Here is a 20,997-nt window from a genome sequence, read left to right on the forward strand (position 1 = left end):
ATAAGTATAATTGTCGAATAAATAATAATAATTTTTTTAAATAAAATTTTCACTCTTTATTGCATAAAAAAAACTTTGCACCATAAACATTCCTCATTTCGAGAAAAAGTTCGGCACAAAGATCCTTTACATCCTTTGTTACACACTTTTCCCCTCATAGTCTAGCAATTCATGGTTGCCAGGTAGAAACTTATGGACCTTATCTCCAAGATTATATGAGGCAGTGATTCTTTTCGAAGTAATCTTACCACTTGCTCTCATACGTGTCAACAAAATCTAACATTTTTCTGCATTAAATATCGAACATTTACATAAAACACACTCAAAGTATTCGTATTCTAAAGAGCGACCCTAAATGTAAGCCCTTTCTTTATTACTGAGTATAGTATATAACAAAAACACTATATAAAAAAGCCTAATTGTAAAAACAATTAGGCTTTTTTTAAGAACTTTTTTCTTGTACATCATTAATGAGCACTTCTCTCGGTTTACTACCTTCATACGGACCTACTACACCATTCATTTCCATTGCATCAATTAGGCGAGCAGCTCGCGTATAACCTACTCTAAACCTACGTTGTAACATAGAAACAGATGCTGTTTGCATTTCCACTACAAGTTGAACCGCTTCATCATATAATTCATCTTCTACTTCCTGCTTCGTATCAGGAACATCTTGCGGAATCATATCTTCTTGATATTGTGCTTTTTGCTGTCCAATAACATATTCTACAACTCTCTCAACTTCATCATCTGATAAAAATGCGCCTTGTACACGTACAGGTTTCGATGCACCAATTGGTATAAACAGCATGTCTCCACGACCTAGTAGCTTCTCTGCACCACCACCGTCAAGAATTGTACGAGAATCTGTTTGAGAAGATACAGCGAATGCAATACGTGATGGAATATTTGCTTTAATAACACCCGTAATAACGTCAACTGACGGACGTTGCGTTGCAATAATTAAATGAATACCAGCAGCACGAGCCATTTGCGCTAGACGCATAATCGCATCCTCTACATCAGACGAAGCAACCATCATTAAATCTGCTAACTCGTCCACAATTACTACAATATAAGGTAATTCGGGTTGTTTCGCTTCTGATTGACTATTATGCTCTTTTATATAATCGTTGTATCCTTCAATGTTACGTGTACCACTATGAGCAAACAATTCATAACGACGTTCCATTTCACTCACAACTTTTTTCAATGCTTGCGATGCTTTTTTCGGATCAGTTACAACTGGCGTTAACAAATGAGGCACACCGTTATATACATTTAACTCTACCATTTTCGGGTCAATCATCATTAATTTTACTTCATGTGGTTTTGCACGCATTAAAATACTAACAATAATACCGTTAATACATACACTTTTCCCGCTACCTGTCGCACCAGCTACGAGTAAATGGGGCATTTTATTTAGACGGGCTAATACAGCTTCACCTGTAATATCTCGGCCAAGACCAATTAACAACTTCTCTTCCGGATGATTATTAGCCTTAGAATCAAGAACTTCCCTCAGCGTTACCATCGAAACTTCTGAGTTCGGAACTTCGATCCCTACAGCTGATTTCCCGGGAATTGGCGCTTCAATACGAATGTCCTTTGCAGCTAAAGCAAGGGCTAAATCATCACTTAAACTGACAATTTTGCTTACCTTTACCCCCATATCAGGATACACTTCATATTTTGTAACTGCAGGACCTCTATGTACTTTTGTTACTTTCGCTTTCACTCCGAAACTTTGGAATGTACGTTCTAATTTACGAGCATTCTCATAAATTTCCGCATTTTCATTTGTAACTTGCTTATTCTTTGGAAATTTTAATATATCAAGTGAAGGAAGCTTGTAATCTTTATTTTCTACATTTGAAAATTGCATAGGAGGTGCTTGCGCTTCACTCTCTAACGATTCAACAATTTTTTCTCCACGCTTTTTCTTTGGTTCTTCAATTGGCGGAGTCTCTTCAATAAACGGTGAAGTGATTAAATCTTCTTGCTCTACTTCGATTCGTTTATCCTCTTCTTCATTTACAGGATAATTCTCAGTGAAATTCGAAATAATCGGAGGATCAATTGAGATTTCTTCCATCGGCTCAATAATTTCTTCTTGTTCTGCAGCACGTTTGCTTCTTGTGCTTCTTGTTGTTTTTTTCTTTTCTGTTTGTTCAGCCGTTCTTTTGGCTCTCCAATCTTTATAATCCCCTTGCATCACTTGAAACTGACTTCTAAGAATTCTACCAACTGGAGCTAACACTTCTCCAATATGCTTATTTGTTATACAAAGTATACCGAGAATAACTAGAATAATACCAATGATATAAGCTCCTACTTCGTCAAATAAGAAGTAACATGTTGCGAACATAAGCGCACCAAACATACCACCACCTAAATGAACGCTATCTGGCCCCTTTTTCATTTCAAGAAAGAAGTTATCTTTCGTACTCACAATAACAGAAGTATTTTGCACTGCTCCATCTTTTGTAAGAAGGTTAAATAATGTAATATGACTAAACATTAATATCGCCAATACAATTAAATAAAATCCAATTAATCGTTTATTTAAAAGGTTCGGCCATCCGCGTTTTATAACAAAGGAAACCGATAAAGCTATTACACCTAACACACCAATTATGTACCACTCACCAAAGAAGAAGCGAAAAAATAACACAAACGATTTCCCTACAACGCCTAGCTGTAAAATCGTAATGATTGAAAGTGCAAAAAGAGTTAAACCGACGATTTCATAATACAAAGTTGGCTTTATCGTACGTCTTGCCTTTGCCTTCGTCCCTCTTTGCTTTTGTTTTGCCATTTCTTCACCTCGTGTTCTACATATAAGTAAAGCTCCCCTCAAAATGCTCTATTTATATGTCTGTTTTCTCTATTTTTCAGGTCTTTATATCTTCTATTTTTACACTTCTTGTAAAATGCTAAATAAACAGAAGAAAGCAGCCTACTCATGGCTGCTCAACCGTCTTGTTTTTTATATTATACCATAGCTTCTAAACAAAATCCTTCTTTTTGCTAAAAGGTTATTTTCTGACCGGGCTCAAACTCTAAATAGTGAAGTGGGTCCGTACTTAGCACACGTACAATAGAATAACATCCATGTTCCTCTTCAGAAACCATTAATTCCACACCATTTATATTTACAACTTTTTGACTTTCACATTGTGAATAATCGGCCGGATACACAAGTTGCTCTGGCATAATTGTATATAAAATCATTGTAGCATTGTCCCTTCTGTACTATCTTCCGCGCGAACATCTATTAATTCGTTTAATTTTCGAATCGCATTTCCAATACCGCCGACATCATCTATAAGACCGTACTTTACTGCATCGCCACCAATTACATTCGTCCCAATATCTCGCGTTAAATTTCCTTTCGCAAACATAAGCTCTTTAAAACGATCTTCTGTTACTTTCGAGTGCTTCGTCACAAAACGAATGACTCTTTCTTGCATCTTATCCAAATACTCAAATGTTTGTGGCACACCTATGACAAGACCTGTTAAACGAATTGGATGAATTGTCATCGTCGCAGTTTCCGCAATAAACGAATAGTCAGTAGAAACAGCAATCGGTACACCGATGGAATGCCCCCCGCCTAAAACTAGAGATACTGTTGGTTTTGAAAGTGAAGCTACCATTTCAGAAATTGCTAGCCCAGCTTCAACGTCACCTCCAACCGTATTTAATATTAAAAGCAAACCTTCAATTTTCGGATTTTGTTCAATCGCAACAATTTGCGGAATGATATGCTCATATTTTGTTGTTTTATTTTGCGGTGGTAATTGAACATGACCTTCCACTTGTCCGATAATCGTTAAACAATGAATACGTGATTCATTCATCTGTGGTACATTTGTCTGTCCAAGCTGTTGAATTTTTTCAACTATTGAAGCCTCTTTTCCAACTTCTTTTGGCTCAGCTTCTTTTTCTTCATTTGTATATCGATCACGTTCTGTCATTTCGCATCCCCTTTCACTCGTATATAACTATTATTTCTTAAGTTATAAATTTCATTCGATAGGGTTAAAAAGAAAAAAAATCACCCATAAGGGTGATCCTTTTTATACTTCCATAATAATCGGTAAAATCATAGGTTTTCTCTTTGTCTCTTCGTACAAGAACTGCCCTAATAATTCACGAATATTTTGTTTTAACATTGACCATTCAATTGAATATTCTTTAATTGACTGCTCAACAATCATACGTACAATCTCTGTAGATCGTTCAATTAACGCTTCTGATTCACGAACATATACGAAGCCACGTGAAATGATTTCTGGACCAGAGATAATTTTCTTTTCATCTTTACCAAGCGTTACAACAACTACTAGTATTCCATCTTGAGATAACATCTTTCTATCTCGAAGAACGATATTACCAACGTCACCTACACCTAATCCATCAATTAAAACATTACCAGCTTGTACTTTACCGACTAAGTTCGCTTCATCGTCACCAAAAGCAATTACATCGCCTTTTTCTACGATAAAGATATTTTCTCTTGTAATACCTACATCTTCAGCTAAATATGCATGTGCTTTTTGCATACGGAACTCACCATGTACGGGTACAAAGTACTTCGGTTTCATTAAATTTAACATTAATTTTAATTCTTCTTGGCTACCGTGACCTGAAACGTGAACTTTTCTTTCGCCGTAATAAACAACTTCAGCTCCAGCTCTAAATAACAAATCAATAATTTTTGATACAGATATTTCATTACCCGGAATTGGCGAAGCAGCAATGATAACAGTATCACCTTTACGAATTGAAATTTGTTTATGTGCTTGTTTTGCCATTCTTGATAGAGCAGCCATCGGTTCACCTTGACTACCTGTCGTTAAAATAGCTACCTTTTTCTCTGGAAAGTTGTCTACTTCTTGTAATGAAATAACCATACCTTCTGGAACATCTAAATAACCAAGACGTCTTGCAATGTCTACTACTTTCACCATACTACGTCCTACTACCGCTACTTTTCGCCCTGTTTCAGCAGCTGCATCAAATACTTGTTGAATACGATGTACATTCGATGCAAATGAAGCAACGATAATACGACCTTCTGCGCCGTAGAACACTTTAGAGATTTCTACACCAACTTCTTTTTCTGAACCTGTATAACCTGGGCGCTCTGCGTTTGTACTATCAGATAATAAGCAAAGTACGCCTTCATTTCCGATTTGCGCCATTTTCCCAAGGTCTGCTCCACTATTTCCAATTGGAGTTTGATCGAATTTAAAGTCTCCCGTATATACGACTGCACCTTTTGATGTATGGAAACAAACGCCAACAGAATCCGGAATACTATGTGTCGTTCCGAAGAATGACACCGTTGTAGTGTTAAATTCTACTGTTGAATTTGAATCGATTGTTTTTAGGTCTACACGGCCTAACATGCCCGCTTCACCAAGTTTTTCTTGTATAAGTCCTACTGTTAATTTCGTTGCATAGACTGGAATAGATAATTTACGAAGTACATACACAATTCCACCAATATGATCTTCATGACCGTGAGTAATAAATAAACCTTTTACTCGCTCTTGATTTTCCACTAAATATGTAATATCAGGAATAACGATATCAATTCCAAACATTTCATCTCCCGGGAACATTAACCCTGCATCTACGATAAAGATTTCAGAATCAATTTCAACACAGTACATGTTTTTCCCGATTTCACCTACTCCACCAAGAGCAAATACTTTAACAGACTCATTCTCTTTTCTCTTCATGTTGTTGCCTGGTTTAAAAATCTTGCAAACACTGATTTCACTAAAATTGCAGAGACACCAGGGGAAACTCTACAACCACCATATTTTCACCGTCCAAGACGAATGTCCTTACCGTTATGCGATATCATGTCCTTGTTTATTTTTTAAACCAGGTTTCACCTCTCTTTCATTATATAAATCAAATATCTTATTCGATATGATATGAAAATTTAATTAAATTATAATTTTTCCCAATTTTGCTAAGCATACCCGTACTAAGCTACTTAGCCATATTATACCTGATACAAGAAATAGAACACAAGTTAAATCGTGCGAAAGAAAGAGTAAAAGAACGGAATGACAACAAAAGTATCGAACGTATTTCCTTTATATTTACTTCGATTTTATACTCCATATTATTTTGAAGAACTAGCCATACATACGCTAAATTCATTTCATAATAGGGAGTTTCAAGATTTATTTTTCTAGAATCCAACAAAAACACTTACAAAATGGAGTTTTTTTATGAATTACGTCACATTTGAGGGAATTTCTCTAAAAACAGACACCGTAGTTTATTGCGTTCATTCCATAATATCTATCATTTTTTGACTCAGTTAAAGGGGTACGATTATTTTCTTATACACATAATGAAGAAGCGATTAATGTTCTTATAAAAACACATATAGGTGAGAAAAAGAGGAAAAGATTTGCATATAATAAAAAATGACCTAGTTCTACACTAGGTCATTTTTTATTAACGAGGGATAGATTGCATTACAGATTGTAACGTTACTCTTTCTTCTTCTGTTAATGGAAGAAGTGGTAAACGTACAGAGCCCACATCTAATCCAACCATTTGTAACGCTGTTTTTACTGGAGTTGGACTTGGCGCCATAAATAATGAATCAGTTACTCTTACAAGTAATTGATGTAATTTTTGTGCCTTCCTAAATTCTCCTGCTTGAAATGCTGTAATCATTTCTTGCATTTCGTTTCCGATAACATGAGATGCTACCGAAACGATACCTTTCGCTCCAACTGCCATAGCTGGTAACGTTAAACCGTCATCACCGCTGTATACCGCAAAGTCGTCCGCTGTTTTTTCAATGATTTCTGTCATTGTTAACACATCGCCGCCGGCATCTTTAATAGCAACAATGTTTTCTATTTCTGATAAACGAACAACTGTATCAACGGAGATTTGTACAATAGATCGTCCTGGAACGTTATATAGCATAACCGGAAGCGGCGTACTTTCAGCAATTGCTTTAAAATGCTGATACATTCCTTCTTGACTCGGTTTGTTATAATAAGGTGCTACTAGCATTACTGCATCCACACCAACTTCTGTTGCCTTTTTAGTTAAGTCAATAGAAGCATGCGTATTATTGCTACCTGTTCCAGCGATTACGGGCACTCTTTTATCGACAACAGATACGACATGGCGATATAACGCTACTTTCTCTTCTGAAGTTAATGTAGGAGATTCTCCTGTCGTTCCTCCTACCACGATTGCTGTTGTACCGTTATCAATTAAATAATTTACCAATTTCGTTGTCTTTGCAAAATCGATATTCCCGTTTATATCAAACGGTGTTACCATCGCGGTTGCAATTGTCCCAAAATCTATCATGGTCTCACTCCTTATTGTTCCAGTTGCTTTTCTTTTGAAAGCTCAAACGCACTATGTAATGCATTTACAGCCTCCACTAAATCAGTTTCTTTTACAAGAACCCAAATTGTTGTATGACTATCTGCCGATTGCAGGATTTGAATACCTTTTTCCGCTAAAGCTGTAACGATTTTTGCAGTAACCCCTGGGATGCCTGCCATTCCAGCTCCAACGATAGATACTTTCGCACAATGTTCTGTCACAATTGGCTCATATCCAAGTTGTTTTAGCACTTCGACAGCACGAGCTGATACATTATCATTTACTGTGTAAGCTACACCAGTAGGAGAAATGTTAATTAAATCAACACTAATGCCTTCGTTTGCCATTTCTTTAAATACATGCTGCTGTATGTCGTATGCCGTTTCTTTTGCAAGTACTTTAATTTGCGTTACGTTCGATACGTGGGCAATACCTGTAACAGGACGTTCTTCTACATCCTGCCCTTTTGTAGCACCATCGTATGCTGCAATAAGAGTACCTTCACTTTCAGAATACGTAGAACGTACACGAAGTGGCACTTTTGCATGCATCGCAATTTCAACTGCACGTGGATGAACGACTTTCGCACCTTGATAAGCCATGTTACAAATTTCGTTATACGTTACAGTTTGAAGATGACGTGCATCTTTTACAATACGAGGATCCGCAGTCATAACACCTTCTACATCAGTGAATATATCGATATATTCAGCATGAAGTGCAACACCTAATGCTGAAGCTGAAGTATCACTACCTCCGCGTCCAAGTGTTGTCGTATCACCTTTTTTCGTTTGCCCTTGAAATCCTGTAACGACGATTACATCTACATTTTCTAACTCTTCATGTATACGATCGCAATTCATTTCAATAATCTTTGCATTCGTAAAGTCATCATTCGTTACAAAACCAGCTTGTGCACCATTTAATGCTGCTGCTTTTATACCGTTCTCATTCAACATATTAGAGAAAACAATTGCAGAGATTAACTCTCCGCATGATAATAATAAATCTTGCTCACGTTTAGAAATAGTAGATTCCTCTTGATTTACAAGACTTAATAACGTATCCGTTGCATATGGTTCACCTTTACGGCCCATAGCAGATACGACAGTAACTACTTTATAACCAGCAGCTAATGATTTTTTTATATGATGAAGCGCATGCTTACGTCCATTGTCATCACGTACTGATGTGCCACCAAATTTTTGAACAATTATTTTCATATTTTGCACCTTCTCTTAGCCGTTTACACTAATTGTAATTTTACTAAGCGCTCTGCAATTTGAACAGAATTCCATGCAGCGCCTTTTAATAAGTTATCAGATACGACCCAAAGATGGAATCCTTTATCGTTATTTAAATCTTTACGGATTCTTCCAACGAATACTTCGTTTTTACCTACTGCAGTAGCTGGCATTGGATATAACTGCTCTTCTGGATTATCTTGCAGAACAATACCTTCCGCATTTGCAAGTAAGCTCTTTAATTCTGCTACTGTTACGCCTTCTTTTTCTACTTCGATGTAAACAGACTCAGAGTGTCCTGATACAACTGGTAAACGTACACATGTTGCCGCTACTTCTAATTCAGGCATATGCATAATTTTTTTCGTTTCGTTAATCATTTTCATTTCTTCAAACGTAAATCCATTATCTTGGAATTTATCAATCTGTGGAATCGCATTAAAAGCAATTGGGAAATGCTTCTTATCACCTGATACAGGAAGAACATTTGCCTTAACTTCTTCGCCATTTAAGATTGCTTGTGATTGTTCATGCAGTTCTTCAATAGCTGCCGCACCAGCACCTGATACAGCTTGATATGTGGAAACGATTACTCGTTTTAAACCATATTGCTGACGAACTGGCTCAAGAGCTACTACCATTTGAATTGTAGAACAGTTTGGATTTGCAATAATACCATTATGTTCTTTTAAGTCGTTTTCATTTACTTCAGGTACAACAAGTGGCACGTTTTCTGTCATACGGAATGCACTTGTATTATCAACAACAATCGCACCGCGTTTTGCTGCTTCTGGCGCTAATTGTTTCGATACAGATCCACCAGCACTAAATAGTGCGATATCTACTCCTTCAAAGCTTTCAGGAGTTGCCTCTTGAACTGTAAATTCTTCGCCTTTAAATACAAGTTTCTTACCTGCAGATCGTTTAGATGAAAGTAACGTTAATTTCCCGATTGGAAATTCTCGTTTCTCTAAAGTATTTAACATTTGTTCACCAACTGCGCCGGTTGCTCCAACTACAGCGACATGAAAAGTTTTTTGCTTTTCCATCACTATGCCCCTTTCTAGATACCAATCCTTCTATAACTTAGAATCAGAAGGAGTATACAATACCCCTTCTGATCTTAATAACGTTAATTTTATCATATTCTACAGTAAGAATGATGGTTTCATCAAAAATTGTCCGTTTTTTTTCGTTTTTTAATTCATATATCTGAATTTTTCTACGACAACCGGTTGCAATTGCTTCCCTTGCAGCGCTTCTAACACTGTATCTTCCAGCAGCTCCATGCGAGCTACCATTGAGTTCGGTTTTTTCTCTGGTGCATCTTGGCCGAATGGGACGAAGTAGATGTTTTTTGTTGCCATTAGGCGCATGAGGTTGACGCCAACATGGTAGCAACAATATAAACATTTCTTTTTTCTTCTATTATATATTCATTTCAAATCCTGTAAATTTATTTTGTATATCATATTCTTCACAGGTACCCATAAACGAATTAGACGGTACTTTAGTAATTAAATGGAAAAGTTCTACTTTGATATTGAGTTTACTACAGTAGCATATTTACATATATATCCTTTAATTGGTATGATTTACTTGTTCGCATAAAAGGGGGGAGATTTTTGAGTTTAAATATGTATTTAGGGGAAGTACATGCCCAAACACAAAGTATGAATGCTGTATGTACGGCTACCATTCAAGGTATGGAACAAGCGATTCAGTCGATTGACGCTTTTGCAATGGATACTGTGTTACAAGGGCAAACATATAGCAGTGCAAAATCATTTTTTGTACAAACCTTTCGTCCTTTAGCACAAGGAATCATTTATCTGTGTGAAGAGTTAATTCGTCAGAATGATGCTTTTCCAAGTCAATTCCAATCACAAGTCGCTTCCACGGATGTCGTTGAACAAGAGTTACTAGAACAAATTCGAGAAATTGACCGAATGAAAACAAGTATAGAAGCCATCAATCAAGCTGTGCCACTCCCGGGTATGGACGCTATGGCGAATCTTTTTACTGTCATGAGGAAAAAACTGCAAGAAAAATTAGAACATCTATATGAATTTAATTATACTTCTAGTAATAATTATGATACTGCACTCCAACTAGCCGCTAGCATTGCGATGGGTTTAGCGGAAGTTCAAAGTGGAAAAGGCTTTAGTCCTGCAAGTGGTACATTTAGTACGCAAGGGTTGAATATGGAGTGGATAACTTCTATCCAAGCGATTACAGAAGAAAAAAAACGTCATTCTGAAGGAAGTAATATTATAGAAGAATCGTTGTTCGATAAATTTAAAGATACTGTTGAAAATAACGTAGAAGCGATAGATCATTTGTACGAAAAGTTTATTCGACAGATAGAAAACACTCCTATTATCGGGCAATATTATAATTACAAAAAAGGGCAGAATGAAGCGGTGTTAGATGAACTTAAAGGAATATTAAACACAATTTTACATCCAATAGATAGTGTTGAGGGTGCTGTGTATGCTCTTTCTCATATCGACGAAACATTTGCTGCTGTAGAACAAGCTATTTCTGATTCGTGGAATCAAGATGTTGTAAATGGAGATTGGAATAGCAGAGCTAAATGGTATGGAAATGTAGAGATGCAAGTTAAATTAGCAATCGCTGAATTATTCGTAGGAACAAAAGGTGTAGATAAAGTTTCAACGTTAGGCAAAACCTCAAAACTTAGTGAAAGTGTAAATTTTATACACGGCACTAAAAACGTAATAACTTTAGATAAGTATAAGCAAAGCGTTGACATGTTGAATAATATTCTAATACCAAAAAATCAATTTGCTTATACAGGAAGAAATATTGTAGACTCTTTCTCAGATAGCAATGCCCTTAAACAATCTAAAGAAAAATTATTGACTCATCAGTTTGCTGAAAGTACAGCTGAAGTTAATAAGGCAACAAGCGGAGCTGACTTGGATTTTAGAAAAGTAAATATTCAAACCAATGAAATTGGAGAAACTTTAGCTACTAGAAAGGAAATTCGAGCGTATAAAAAGGAATGGGGAGAATTAGGTATAAAAGTTAATATAGATAAAAAAGGAACAATTCTTCCAAACAATGTAGAAGCAGCGTTTGATTTTGTTAATGGAGATATATATTTAAAGAAAAAACCATCCGTCATAAATATGCATCATGAGGGTTTTCATGCAGAGCAGTGGTTAGATATAGGAAAAGAGCAATATATGAATCTTAGTAGGTTAGAAAGAGAAGAATATGTATTTGAACAAGTAATGAAAAATAAACATTTATTTGATAAAGCTTCTATTGACCATTCAATAGAATATATCGAAAGATTAAGATTGAAATATAAATAAAAGGAGAATTTTATATGTCTTTAGATAAGTATAAAAATATGTCTGATGAAGAGTTTAAACAATTGTCTACTGAAGAATTTCAAAATTATATAAAATTAAAGCAAGAAGATTTTTCAAGACATTATAGGAAAATAAATGAAATTACTGTAGATGTAATGTTAAAGCCTCAGGAAGCAATAGAAATTGCTAAACATTATCATAAGAAAAATAAATTAGATGGAGTAGTTAATGAAGATATCAACCAGCTTTTCTTTGATGAGGCTTATACATTTAAAATTGTGAAAGAAAATAGAAACAATGATGATATAAGACCAGCTTGGAGAATATTAGTGGATTTACCAAAAAACCCTTTTCTTATGGAGGACTATACACTAATTGTGTCTGATAGAGATAAAAAAGTAATGGGTATGCTCGATCCAAATGGGCATCCAGTATTTAAAGGCAATGAATTTACAGATGAAGATATCGAATATATTATGAGCGATGAGGATTCTAAAGATTAATCAAGGTAATAATTTAGTGAATAGTTTTATAAATAGAATAATTGTCTTTTTTAATTAATTTTTATGCTATTTTGCTAGATTCTAAGGGCAAAGAAAGAAGAATTTAAAAGAACAAGATAAATGGAAGAAAAATTTTTATATCTCTATTTTTTATATAATGATACATTTATTAACATCAACTAGGAGGAACATTCCTTGAAAGTTGTACGCTCTATATTTAAAGGCTTTCGTTTAATAGGTTTAATTGTAAAGCCCGTACTTAAAGCATTATCTAAAAGTAAATTTTAAATCTCATAAATATTAAAATCCCCTTCTGCATATAGGTGCAAAAGGGGATTTTTTTCAAATTATTCTATTCGTTCTACAGACAGTACTCATAGATAAATAAGAAACGGTGTATATTTACCCTAACATTTATAAAGATGAAAATCAATATATAATTATCTACATATAGAACCAGATAATAATTTTGTTCATAAAACTATTCTTTTCTATGAAATATTTAGTCTATGCATAGACTTCACTTGCCGTTACATAGTATCCCTTTGCTATTGTGTAATTTATATGTGGCCTCATTATTAATATGCAACATTGCATATTAATACAATATATATAAATGTTGTATTTTACATTTAACCCCTGTAAAATTTAGGGTGTAAAAACCATTATAGGAGATGTGATTATGAAGAAAATTTTAACTTCACTTATGCTAATTGGATTAGTAGTATTTGGCTTTATTTTACCAAGCAATAATGCAAGTGCAGCTGAAAACACGCCACTTGTCGACAAAGTGCAAATTACTAACATCGGAAACAATGAGTATATCGACTATGGGCAAGGTAAAAAGTATCGAGTTTATGCATATAAAAACACAACATTCAAAGGATATGCATATGACGCAAATGGACAAGCAGTACCTGCTGGTACAACTTTTTACATTTACTTCGATGGCGCACTAAATTTTGCTAAAAAAGATATTTTATGTACTGTAGGAGCAAATGGCGCATTTGAAGGTTCAGTGGAAATGCCTAGTGGTAAGGGGAATTATTCTTTCTGGGCTTCAAGATCAACACACTACTACGATATTGTGACTCTTGGTTATTACAATGGTCCTAACAAAACTAATCCGATTTCAAAAGCAAATGAAAAAACAGTTTATCATTACGCTCAGGGAGTATATCATCCATAAAAAAGAGCCAGCCTATAAGCTGGCCTTTTTTTATTTTATAGAAATATAGACGTTATAAGTCGTAATGTAGTAAGTTTTTCCTTTTAAATCGTGTTCTTTATATTGCACGGATGCTTTCGGTTTAACTACTGATACGTTGTAATGCTCAATACCGTGCAATTCGCTAATAAAGAAGTGTGTCAACGCACTAATCAATCCGTTTTTACCAGCACCCCTTGCCATCATCCAGAAGTGTTGATCAAAATAAACATCCTCATATTCATCAAACAAAAACACAAATGCTATTAAAAATTTCTGAAAGGAATTTAATTTGAAATGCCACTTTTCTATGAAAGTTACACATTTATGAATTAAATCCACATCAAAATGTAAATCATTACGGGTTAATATATCTTGCTTTAAATAATGAATAAGCATGATACGTTCCTTATTTAATACTACTGTTCCTGTTTCATATAATTCTATATATTCACTTACATACTTATGGGAAATCATATTAAATCACTTGCCGAATACTTCTTAATTTCTTTTTTATTACTTCCTTCTGGCAATAAATCTGTTAGTTGTTTAATGACTCTTTGATATGATTGATCGCGGGTATTATATAATCGGGCAACAGGTCGCTCTCTTTCATACGGCTCTGTTTTATCAGATTGTGAGAACATTTCATAGTCACCATTCTCAGATATATCTATCCACATCTCATTTAATAAAACTCGTAGTCTTGCTGCCTGAATAATTAACCCCTCAACCACTTTCAACTTACTAGGTGGGATGTCTTTAAATAATCTTTTTAAACGATTTTTTTCTTTGTTAACTAGCACCTCACGTTCATCTATGTCCGCCATAATATCACCTCGATTCAATCATATTTTTATGTTGGGTAGGGGTCCTATGCGATACTGCTCAAAAATCTGGAAAAACGACCCCCTCCTCCGGTGCCCCTTAGAGCAATTTTTGATGAAATATTTTAAGGGGGGGTGTTATTACCGAATCATTTTTACCACTTTTCATCGTTTTCCCATTTGTTTATCTTTTTTACAAATACTCTGCCATGTTCTTTATTATGACAATCCACACAGACTGTTTCTAAGTTATCTATTTCTAATGCAAGTTCTGGATGATGTTCAAGCTCTTTGATATGATGGACAACCAACTGTATCTTCTTACGCTTTGCACTCTCACTGTATTCATTGGTGTCTGTTTGTAATCGACCGTTTCGTTTACATTCCTGGCACTCATAGTTATCACGCTTCTTTACTTGCTCACGTATACTCTTCCACTCACCACTGTCATAGAACTTACGCTTCTGTTGTTTGGTTTTATATTCTTTCATCATTCATCCGTTACTAAGAACTCCTCCATTGTTTTATCGAGCAAACTAATCATCGCTTCTCTTCTTTGCTTTAGCATTGTGTTGTCTTCCATTGTACTAAAGACTGGAATTACACTCTTTATTTTCTTTTTATCAATTCGTTCACAATATCCTGCCCGACCATCATCATAAATGCACCAATTACAAACACTCGTTCCCGTTCAGTTAATTTGGTTAGATCCATCCTTCATCCTCCTTCAAAATTAGAAAAAGCACCCGAATGGATGCTTTTTCTAATTTTGACCATAGAGCATTCTCTTAATTGATTCATTACGAAGTTTATCTTGATCATTGGAAATGTTACCGTTTAGCTGAATATTTTCTCCTAATAAAAGAGGATTAATAAGTCCCTCTGTTTTTTTCTTATTTTCTTGAATTTTATTCAGTTTTGCTTCAATATCTTCAATTTTACGTTGAAGTTCATCCTTATTTTCTTTTGGATTTTTCTCTGTTGTTCCTTTAAAATCTATCACTATATTTTCTAGTTCTTCAGTTGAATTATTAATCCATTCTGACTGTTCTTCAAGAATACTTCTTAATGAAGAAATTTCATCCTTAATTGTCACTAATTCAATAATTTTCCCATCAATTTTTTCTAAGCTACTGTTTACTTGGAGACTTTGCTGTGATGATTCTTTTGCCTGAAAAAACGCATAAACCATAGCCATTATTGCTAATAATATCGAAGCAAGGCTAGAAGCGAAAGAAATCTGATCAATAAGTACTTTCCCATTAGTCGTATATCCTGTAACAAAAATAGCTATCATTCCCATTAAAAGTAACAATAATATTATTATTCCATTCCCCATAATAACCTTTTGTATGAAATTACTCTTCTCTAATTCACTCATATCATTAAATTCCCTCTCTCTTTATAAGTCTATATTAAGATTATAAGAAATGACTATTTATTTCAATATATCATCTCTCCACTAAACCTCAACTTAACGAGAAACTCACACACTATAGCTTTATAAATTAAAGTGATATTTTCATCTTTAATTACTTCTCCAAACTAAAAAAGCAACTATATGTTTGCTTTTTTAATAAGTATTAATTTATAACTCAATTACGATACATGAGGTTTTATTCTTCTTCCAATCCCCTAACGCTACATCAATCTACTTGCTCATTATTAAGTAACTAGAAGAAGAGCAAAAGCTCTCCTTAATAACAGTAACATTCAATCAGTACCATCTGCTGGTTTCGGATTTTATGTGCCGTCATTATAAAACCGTTTAGACAACATAAAGAATATAAAAGGAATTTTTATGAGTTGTGTTTTCCGCCACTTCTCACAATACAAATATATCACGCTGATTCCAAAACAATCGGCACATTTCCTGCCAAAAAACGGTCACAACTCTGCCACTCTATTTGAGTCAAACGACTTTAATATCAGAGCAGATTTAAGTAGTTGAAACAATTTAAGTACCTCTGTCTTAGTAATAGAATCGTAATCATGATACCCATGTGCAATTGAATTACGATTAAGATTTCGACATAAGTCATCTGGTATTCTAACAAATGTGTTTTTATACGTCCTAAGTACAGATAGTGCAAAAATTGTATTCAATTCTTCTTTTTCTACATCATTATCATCGTTATAATTTTCAGGTTTTATTTTATGATATAGTCTCTTCACGTTTGGTTTATGATTAACTGATACCTCATCCTTTTTTATTTTCCCCATGTACCACAATGTAAAAATGTGCTCAAATGCTGCAAAAAGCGGCATTGTGCATAATTTATAAAATCCACCTTTATACACTTCATAAGTTTCTTCAATTAAAGTTGCATGAAGTTCATATATAGGATCTTGAACTATTTCTGCTATATACGATTCAAGATTTGCATCTATATATTCCGTTAAATCCTCAGTTGTTATTTCGCCATCCAATATATTAGACATAATATCTATATCTAAGCACCAAAAATTCTTTTCATGTTCAATTAGTATGCTTTCTATTTCTTTGATTTGCTCTGCTATTGCCTCACGTATAGAATCCCAATCAATATTGTTATACACTTCTATAATTGGTTGAATTTGCTCAGCCAACTTCCTTTGTGCTTCTAGCACTGGTCTTATTTGTTCATAAGCTTTTTTTTGCGATTCTGCTATTGCATTAGCCATTCCATACAATTCTGGTTGTATCTGTTCATACATGTTTTGTCTTGCTTCTAACACTGGTCTTATTTGTTCATAAGCTTTTTTTTGTGATTCTGCTATTGCATCAGCCATTCCATACAATTCTGGTTGTATCTGTTCATACATTTTCTGACTTGCTTCTAGCACTGGTCTTATTTGTTCATAAACGTTTTTTTGTAATTCTGCTATTACATTAGCTAATTCAGAGCCTTCAAGTGTTTTAGATAAATCAAAATCTTGATTTTTTGCTTTCTTTACACCATCTTCTTCATCAGATTTCTTTTTCTCTTCCATTAACTAACACCTCTCTTTATCTAAATATTCTATCATCAAAACAATAAAGATAATACTATCTCTATTAAGTTACCCATATCTTATATTGTGTGTAACTGACCTCTTCGCTGAATCCCTTGGTATCATTGATTTCATTTAATTTTCTCTTTTGAGTTACATAGTACGAAAATTATGAGTAACTGTATAGGGATACCACCAGCATTTTGCAAAATAACCTACGCTATGCGGAAAAATAAAATAAGCTGCCCATATGGACAGCTTATTTACATAATTATCGTTATCAAAAGTAAAATTCAACTCGAAAATAGCTAATTTTATCAGTTGTTGAATGTTTGAAAAAAATTAAACCAATGATATAGTTGAGATCCTTTGGCAATTTCTTGCTGTGATGACTATCATAGTGACTTTTTCTCCAGCAACAACTATTAGTAGCTAATTACTATAAGAACTTATTTTTGAAATTTGCTATTTTTTAGAAAGTGTGTTAATTTAAGAAAGACCTATTTTTGTTTGACTTGAGATTAAGAATAGATTTTGTTTTTCGTCTAAGGTATTTGAGCAAGGGTAGTAACATATGTGTGGGTATCCACACTAGGAGGCAACAATTATGGAACAAGGTAAAGTAAAATGGTTTAATGCAGAAAAAGGTTTTGGATTCATCGAGCGTGAAGGTGGAGAAGACGTATTCGTACATTTCTCAGCTATCCAAATCGACGGTTTCAAATCTTTAGACGAAGGACAACGTGTAACGTTTGAAGTAGAAAAAGGACAACGTGGCCTACAAGCTACTAATGTTCAAAAAGCTTAATATTAGCTGATGAAAGACCCTCTTGTAGGGTCTTTTTTTATTTTATTACAATATTCCGGATACAACTTTTTCAAGGGGATTTTGGGTGCTTAACTTTTAATAAAAAAGAAGATGTTAGAAATCATAGTTTTAGCATTATGGGCTTTTTCTTTTAGTTATCTTGCAATTATATTAGGAATACCCAAAAACAGATTGTATATCGTTGTAGGATTTTCAATCTTATTTGTTGGTGGAATTTTGATTGTGCATCTATTTCAAAATAAAAATAAAAATGGAAAATAATTTTGTTTGATTGTATATCTCATACATGTCTCATTATTGGTAGTTAATACATCTAGAAGTCTACAAAAATATCCTCCAGTCAATTACTCTGGAGGATATTCATATTTACATACTCACTCTTAAAAGAAGCCACACAAAATGAAACCTCTTTAGCTCCCAAAAGGCTTACTCTTATCTATTAATAACTGTACATCGTCTTGCTCCTCTACAGATTAAACGCTCGGCTTCTCTTAATGAAATTGGAACAAGTACAGCTTCATCAACATCGTCTTCTACATCAAAAACCGCAAATGCTTCCCCACCCACGATTAAAACACAAATGAATTCTACTTCTAAATCATCATGAGACCTAGGAATACAATTAGAAATAGTACAACGTTGAATACCCCCTGCTAACAATGTTCTAGCTTCTTGCTCAGATATTCGAATAAAAACAAATTCCTCTATGGCTACATTTCCAAATTCCACTTCAATTTCTACTAGAAGAAAGAATCTGTTTCTAATTCTCACTATACAATTTGCCCCAATTGAAATAATATCTTCATTCATTCTTTTCACCTCCTTTAATACTATATAATTCATAAAGAGGTGAAATGGTGTGGACAAGCAAACAAAAGAGTTGTTTTTTTTTGAAATGTGAGACATCAGTTAACAACTATCATCAAAAAAACAGAAAAAACAACCTACACAACTGGAAGTTTTTTCTGTTTTTAGTCTGTATACGATATTCAAATTTAGTTAACATAACGTCTCATTATTGGTAGCAAGAAACCTTCTTTTTTTGTTCTATGGATCTATGCATTTTTTATACATTCCTATCCTAGCGAGGTTTTAGGGTTCCTGTTTGTTACTGGAACTGTATAAAATCTTGCACACTCTTAACGTCGTTTTTTCCAAAATGCTGTGATACCCCTAGACTAAAAAAGAAATAAGCAATGATTAGATTTTAAACCTAGTCATTTCTTTATCCATTGCATCTTGGTTAACACCTATATAACGTAATGTGACCTTCTCTGAAGAGTGATTGAATATCTCCATGAGTAATGCTATGTTTTTCGTTTGCATGTACATGTGATACCCATATGTTTTTCTTAACGTATGTGTTCCTATTTCATCTAACCCGAACTCTGCCGCTGCTCCGCTTAATATCTTATATGCCATGCTACGACCAATTGGACGATTATTACCTTGTCTGCTTTGCAATAAATACTCATTGTCTTGTCTTTCTATAATAAACCATTTAAGTTCTCTTTTCAGTGCTGCAGTAATTTGTATTCGTTTCTGTTTCCCTGTTTTCTTTTCCCGCATAGATATATGACTGCCTTTAACATCCCCTACTTTCGATTTCAAAATATCTGAGATTCTAAGACCTGTATTAATACCCATAATGAAGAGAATGTAATTACGTAAGCTCTTTTCCTTAAAATACTCTTTTAACTGCTGTATTTGCTCTGGATTACGTATTGGTTGAACAAAATTCATTATTCATTACCTCCATTTTCTTCTGCCTCATATACTTCTAATCTAAGAGCAAAAGCTAAATTATAAAACGCTCTAGACTTCCAACGGCGATAAGTGCGTTCAGCCATTCCAATTTCGTTATAAATCATATAATCACACACATCTTCTTCTAAATAACGCTTATTAATAATATCCCTTTGAATCTTTCCCGATCGACCATTACCTAAACGAATTAAAAACTGATTGATACGGAATGACATATCTTTTAGGTACTGTTCGCGTTCGCTACGCTTTAAATGTTCTAAAGCTACATCTTCTAATCGATTTACTACCGTATTTGTAGGACCATGATATCGCACCTCATATGAAGGTGTTACTTTCATTTCTTCCCGAACCATACCAAACTGTTTATAAATCCTTACTTCTTCAAGTAATCGTTCTAGTTTTGATTGAGTAGCTGCACGATCTATTTTAGATAAGAAAGTTAATTGATCCATATATACAAACGCTCCTTGTCTATTTTTCAAATAAAAAAGCGGACACTAAACTACAGAGCAATCTCATTAATGCTCTTTGCAGTTCAGTGTCCGCTGGTTCTTCCAGTAGGACAAAATGTGTAATTGGGATTATGATATTATCTTTTCATATTTTAGTAACTTTTTATTAACAAAGGATTATTTTGTTTAAATTCTCATAAAACACTTTTTAAATTCCTCAACATTGGTAATAGCTATATAATAAAAAAGATTAAATGTTAGGAGTGCTATAAATGTCTGATATAATTAAGCTCTGTATTGTAATAGTCGTTGCCTTATTTTTAATGTTTTCCATAATATCAGAGTTTAAAAAACCTCAAAAAGATATGTTTTGGTTCTCGATTGACGTAATGTTTCTTCTTGTAGCTTTTTTATTAATAAAAGACTATATCGTCAAACATGTAACGTAATTACCTG

Annotated in this window: 18 protein-coding genes, 3 pseudogenes and 1 riboswitch; of the genes and pseudogenes, 4 read left to right on the top strand and 17 right to left on the bottom strand. The window is 34.2% G+C overall.

Annotated elements, in window-relative coordinates; translation table 11 throughout:
* Positions 1–137 precede the first annotated feature (137 nt).
* A riboswitch (purine riboswitch) is annotated at positions 138–239 on the bottom strand.
* A gap of 203 nt (positions 240–442) precedes the next feature.
* The 8 genes and pseudogenes from NST86_RS19180 to spoVFB all read right to left on the bottom strand — a co-directional run.
* On the bottom strand, positions 443–2,824 hold the full coding sequence (locus NST86_RS19180) for a DNA translocase FtsK (RefSeq protein ID WP_001118777.1): 2,382 nt from the start codon (positions 2,822–2,824) through the stop codon (positions 443–445).
* A 212-nt stretch (positions 2,825–3,036) separates the two neighbouring features.
* On the bottom strand, positions 3,037–3,240 hold the full coding sequence (locus NST86_RS19185) for a YlzJ-like family protein (RefSeq protein WP_000605020.1): 204 nt from the start codon (positions 3,238–3,240) through the stop codon (positions 3,037–3,039).
* A complete protein-coding gene (gene tepA, locus NST86_RS19190; protein WP_000139818.1) occupies positions 3,237–3,986 on the bottom strand; it encodes a translocation-enhancing protein TepA in 750 nt (249 codons plus the stop codon). The genes NST86_RS19185 and tepA overlap by 4 nt, the downstream gene beginning before the upstream one ends.
* Positions 3,987–4,088: 102 nt before the next feature.
* A complete protein-coding gene (locus NST86_RS19195) occupies positions 4,089–5,759 on the bottom strand; it encodes a ribonuclease J (protein ID WP_000823096.1) in 1,671 nt (556 codons plus the stop codon).
* A gap of 736 nt (positions 5,760–6,495) precedes the next feature.
* Positions 6,496–7,374 carry a 4-hydroxy-tetrahydrodipicolinate synthase gene (dapA, locus tag NST86_RS19200; protein WP_109139862.1) on the bottom strand — a complete coding sequence of 293 codons (879 nt, stop codon included), beginning with the start codon at positions 7,372–7,374 and terminating at the stop codon, positions 6,496–6,498.
* A gap of 11 nt (positions 7,375–7,385) precedes the next feature.
* Positions 7,386–8,618, bottom strand: coding sequence for an aspartate kinase (dapG, locus tag NST86_RS19205; RefSeq protein WP_000692454.1), 1,233 nt, complete (start codon positions 8,616–8,618; stop codon positions 7,386–7,388).
* Between the two features lie 23 nt (positions 8,619–8,641).
* Positions 8,642–9,688 carry an aspartate-semialdehyde dehydrogenase gene (gene asd / locus NST86_RS19210; RefSeq protein ID WP_000414846.1) on the bottom strand — a complete coding sequence of 349 codons (1,047 nt, stop codon included), beginning with the start codon at positions 9,686–9,688 and terminating at the stop codon, positions 8,642–8,644.
* A 150-nt stretch (positions 9,689–9,838) separates the two neighbouring features.
* A pseudogene (gene spoVFB / locus NST86_RS19215) lies at positions 9,839–10,027 on the bottom strand (dipicolinate synthase subunit B); the annotation flags it as partial.
* Positions 10,028–10,264: 237 nt separating this feature from the next.
* Between spoVFB and NST86_RS19220 the strand changes: the two are divergent.
* The 3 genes from NST86_RS19220 to NST86_RS19230 all read left to right on the top strand — a co-directional run bounded on the left by NST86_RS19220 (position 10,265) and on the right by NST86_RS19230 (position 13,675).
* Positions 10,265–11,983, top strand: coding sequence for a zincin-like metallopeptidase toxin domain-containing protein (locus tag NST86_RS19220; protein WP_193533113.1), 1,719 nt, complete (start codon positions 10,265–10,267; stop codon positions 11,981–11,983).
* A gap of 14 nt (positions 11,984–11,997) precedes the next feature.
* Positions 11,998–12,486 carry a hypothetical protein gene (locus tag NST86_RS19225; protein ID WP_000050864.1) on the top strand — a complete coding sequence of 163 codons (489 nt, stop codon included), beginning with the start codon at positions 11,998–12,000 and terminating at the stop codon, positions 12,484–12,486.
* A 682-nt stretch (positions 12,487–13,168) separates the two neighbouring features.
* Entirely contained in the window at positions 13,169–13,675 is a 507-nt protein-coding gene (locus NST86_RS19230) for a hypothetical protein (RefSeq protein WP_016118526.1), read from the top strand.
* A gap of 123 nt (positions 13,676–13,798) precedes the next feature.
* Here the strand turns inward: NST86_RS19230 and NST86_RS19235 are convergent.
* From NST86_RS19235 to NST86_RS19260, 6 genes and pseudogenes are all read right to left on the bottom strand, one after another.
* A pseudogene (locus tag NST86_RS19235) lies at positions 13,799–14,170 on the bottom strand (terminase large subunit); the annotation flags it as partial.
* Positions 14,167–14,523 carry a hypothetical protein gene (locus NST86_RS19240; RefSeq protein ID WP_000763335.1) on the bottom strand — a complete coding sequence of 119 codons (357 nt, stop codon included), beginning with the start codon at positions 14,521–14,523 and terminating at the stop codon, positions 14,167–14,169. The gene NST86_RS19240 and the pseudogene NST86_RS19235, both read right to left, overlap by 4 nt.
* A 152-nt stretch (positions 14,524–14,675) precedes the next feature.
* Entirely contained in the window at positions 14,676–15,011 is a 336-nt protein-coding gene (locus tag NST86_RS19245; protein ID WP_016118528.1) for an HNH endonuclease, read from the bottom strand.
* A pseudogene (locus tag NST86_RS19250) lies at positions 15,011–15,234 on the bottom strand (hypothetical protein). Before NST86_RS19250 ends, NST86_RS19245 begins: the two are co-directional and overlap by 1 nt.
* Positions 15,235–15,283: 49 nt before the next feature.
* Complete coding sequence (locus NST86_RS19255) at positions 15,284–15,901, bottom strand: hypothetical protein (protein WP_016118529.1); 618 nt, start codon at positions 15,899–15,901, stop codon at positions 15,284–15,286.
* Between the two features lie 506 nt (positions 15,902–16,407).
* On the bottom strand, positions 16,408–17,493 hold the full coding sequence (locus NST86_RS19260) for a hypothetical protein (protein ID WP_016118530.1): 1,086 nt from the start codon (positions 17,491–17,493) through the stop codon (positions 16,408–16,410).
* A gap of 607 nt (positions 17,494–18,100) precedes the next feature.
* Between NST86_RS19260 and NST86_RS19265 the strand changes: the two genes are divergently transcribed.
* Positions 18,101–18,301, top strand: a complete 201-nt coding sequence (locus NST86_RS19265) for a cold-shock protein (protein WP_016118531.1) — start codon at positions 18,101–18,103, stop codon at positions 18,299–18,301.
* A 453-nt stretch (positions 18,302–18,754) separates the two neighbouring features.
* Here the strand turns inward: NST86_RS19265 and NST86_RS19270 are convergent, their stop codons facing one another.
* The 3 genes from NST86_RS19270 to NST86_RS19280 all read right to left on the bottom strand — a co-directional run bounded on the left by NST86_RS19270 (position 18,755) and on the right by NST86_RS19280 (position 20,541).
* Positions 18,755–19,132 (bottom strand): hypothetical protein, encoded by a 378-nt coding sequence (locus NST86_RS19270; RefSeq protein WP_001001282.1) that lies wholly within the window; start codon positions 19,130–19,132, stop codon positions 18,755–18,757.
* Positions 19,133–19,522: 390 nt separating this feature from the next.
* Positions 19,523–20,065: a site-specific integrase gene (locus NST86_RS19275; RefSeq protein ID WP_016118532.1), complete on the bottom strand. Its 543-nt coding sequence runs from the start codon at positions 20,063–20,065 to the stop codon at positions 19,523–19,525.
* The gene (locus NST86_RS19280) at positions 20,065–20,541 is read right to left on the bottom strand and encodes an ArpU family phage packaging/lysis transcriptional regulator (RefSeq protein WP_016118533.1); all 477 of its coding nucleotides are present in this window, start codon (positions 20,539–20,541) and stop codon (positions 20,065–20,067) included. The genes NST86_RS19275 and NST86_RS19280 overlap by 1 nt, the downstream gene beginning before the upstream one ends.
* Between the last annotated feature and the right edge of the window lie 456 nt (positions 20,542–20,997).

Source organism: Bacillus sp. FSL L8-0199 (assembly GCF_038005705.1).
Lineage (GTDB): Bacteria > Bacillota > Bacilli > Bacillales > Bacillaceae_G > Bacillus_A > Bacillus_A cereus.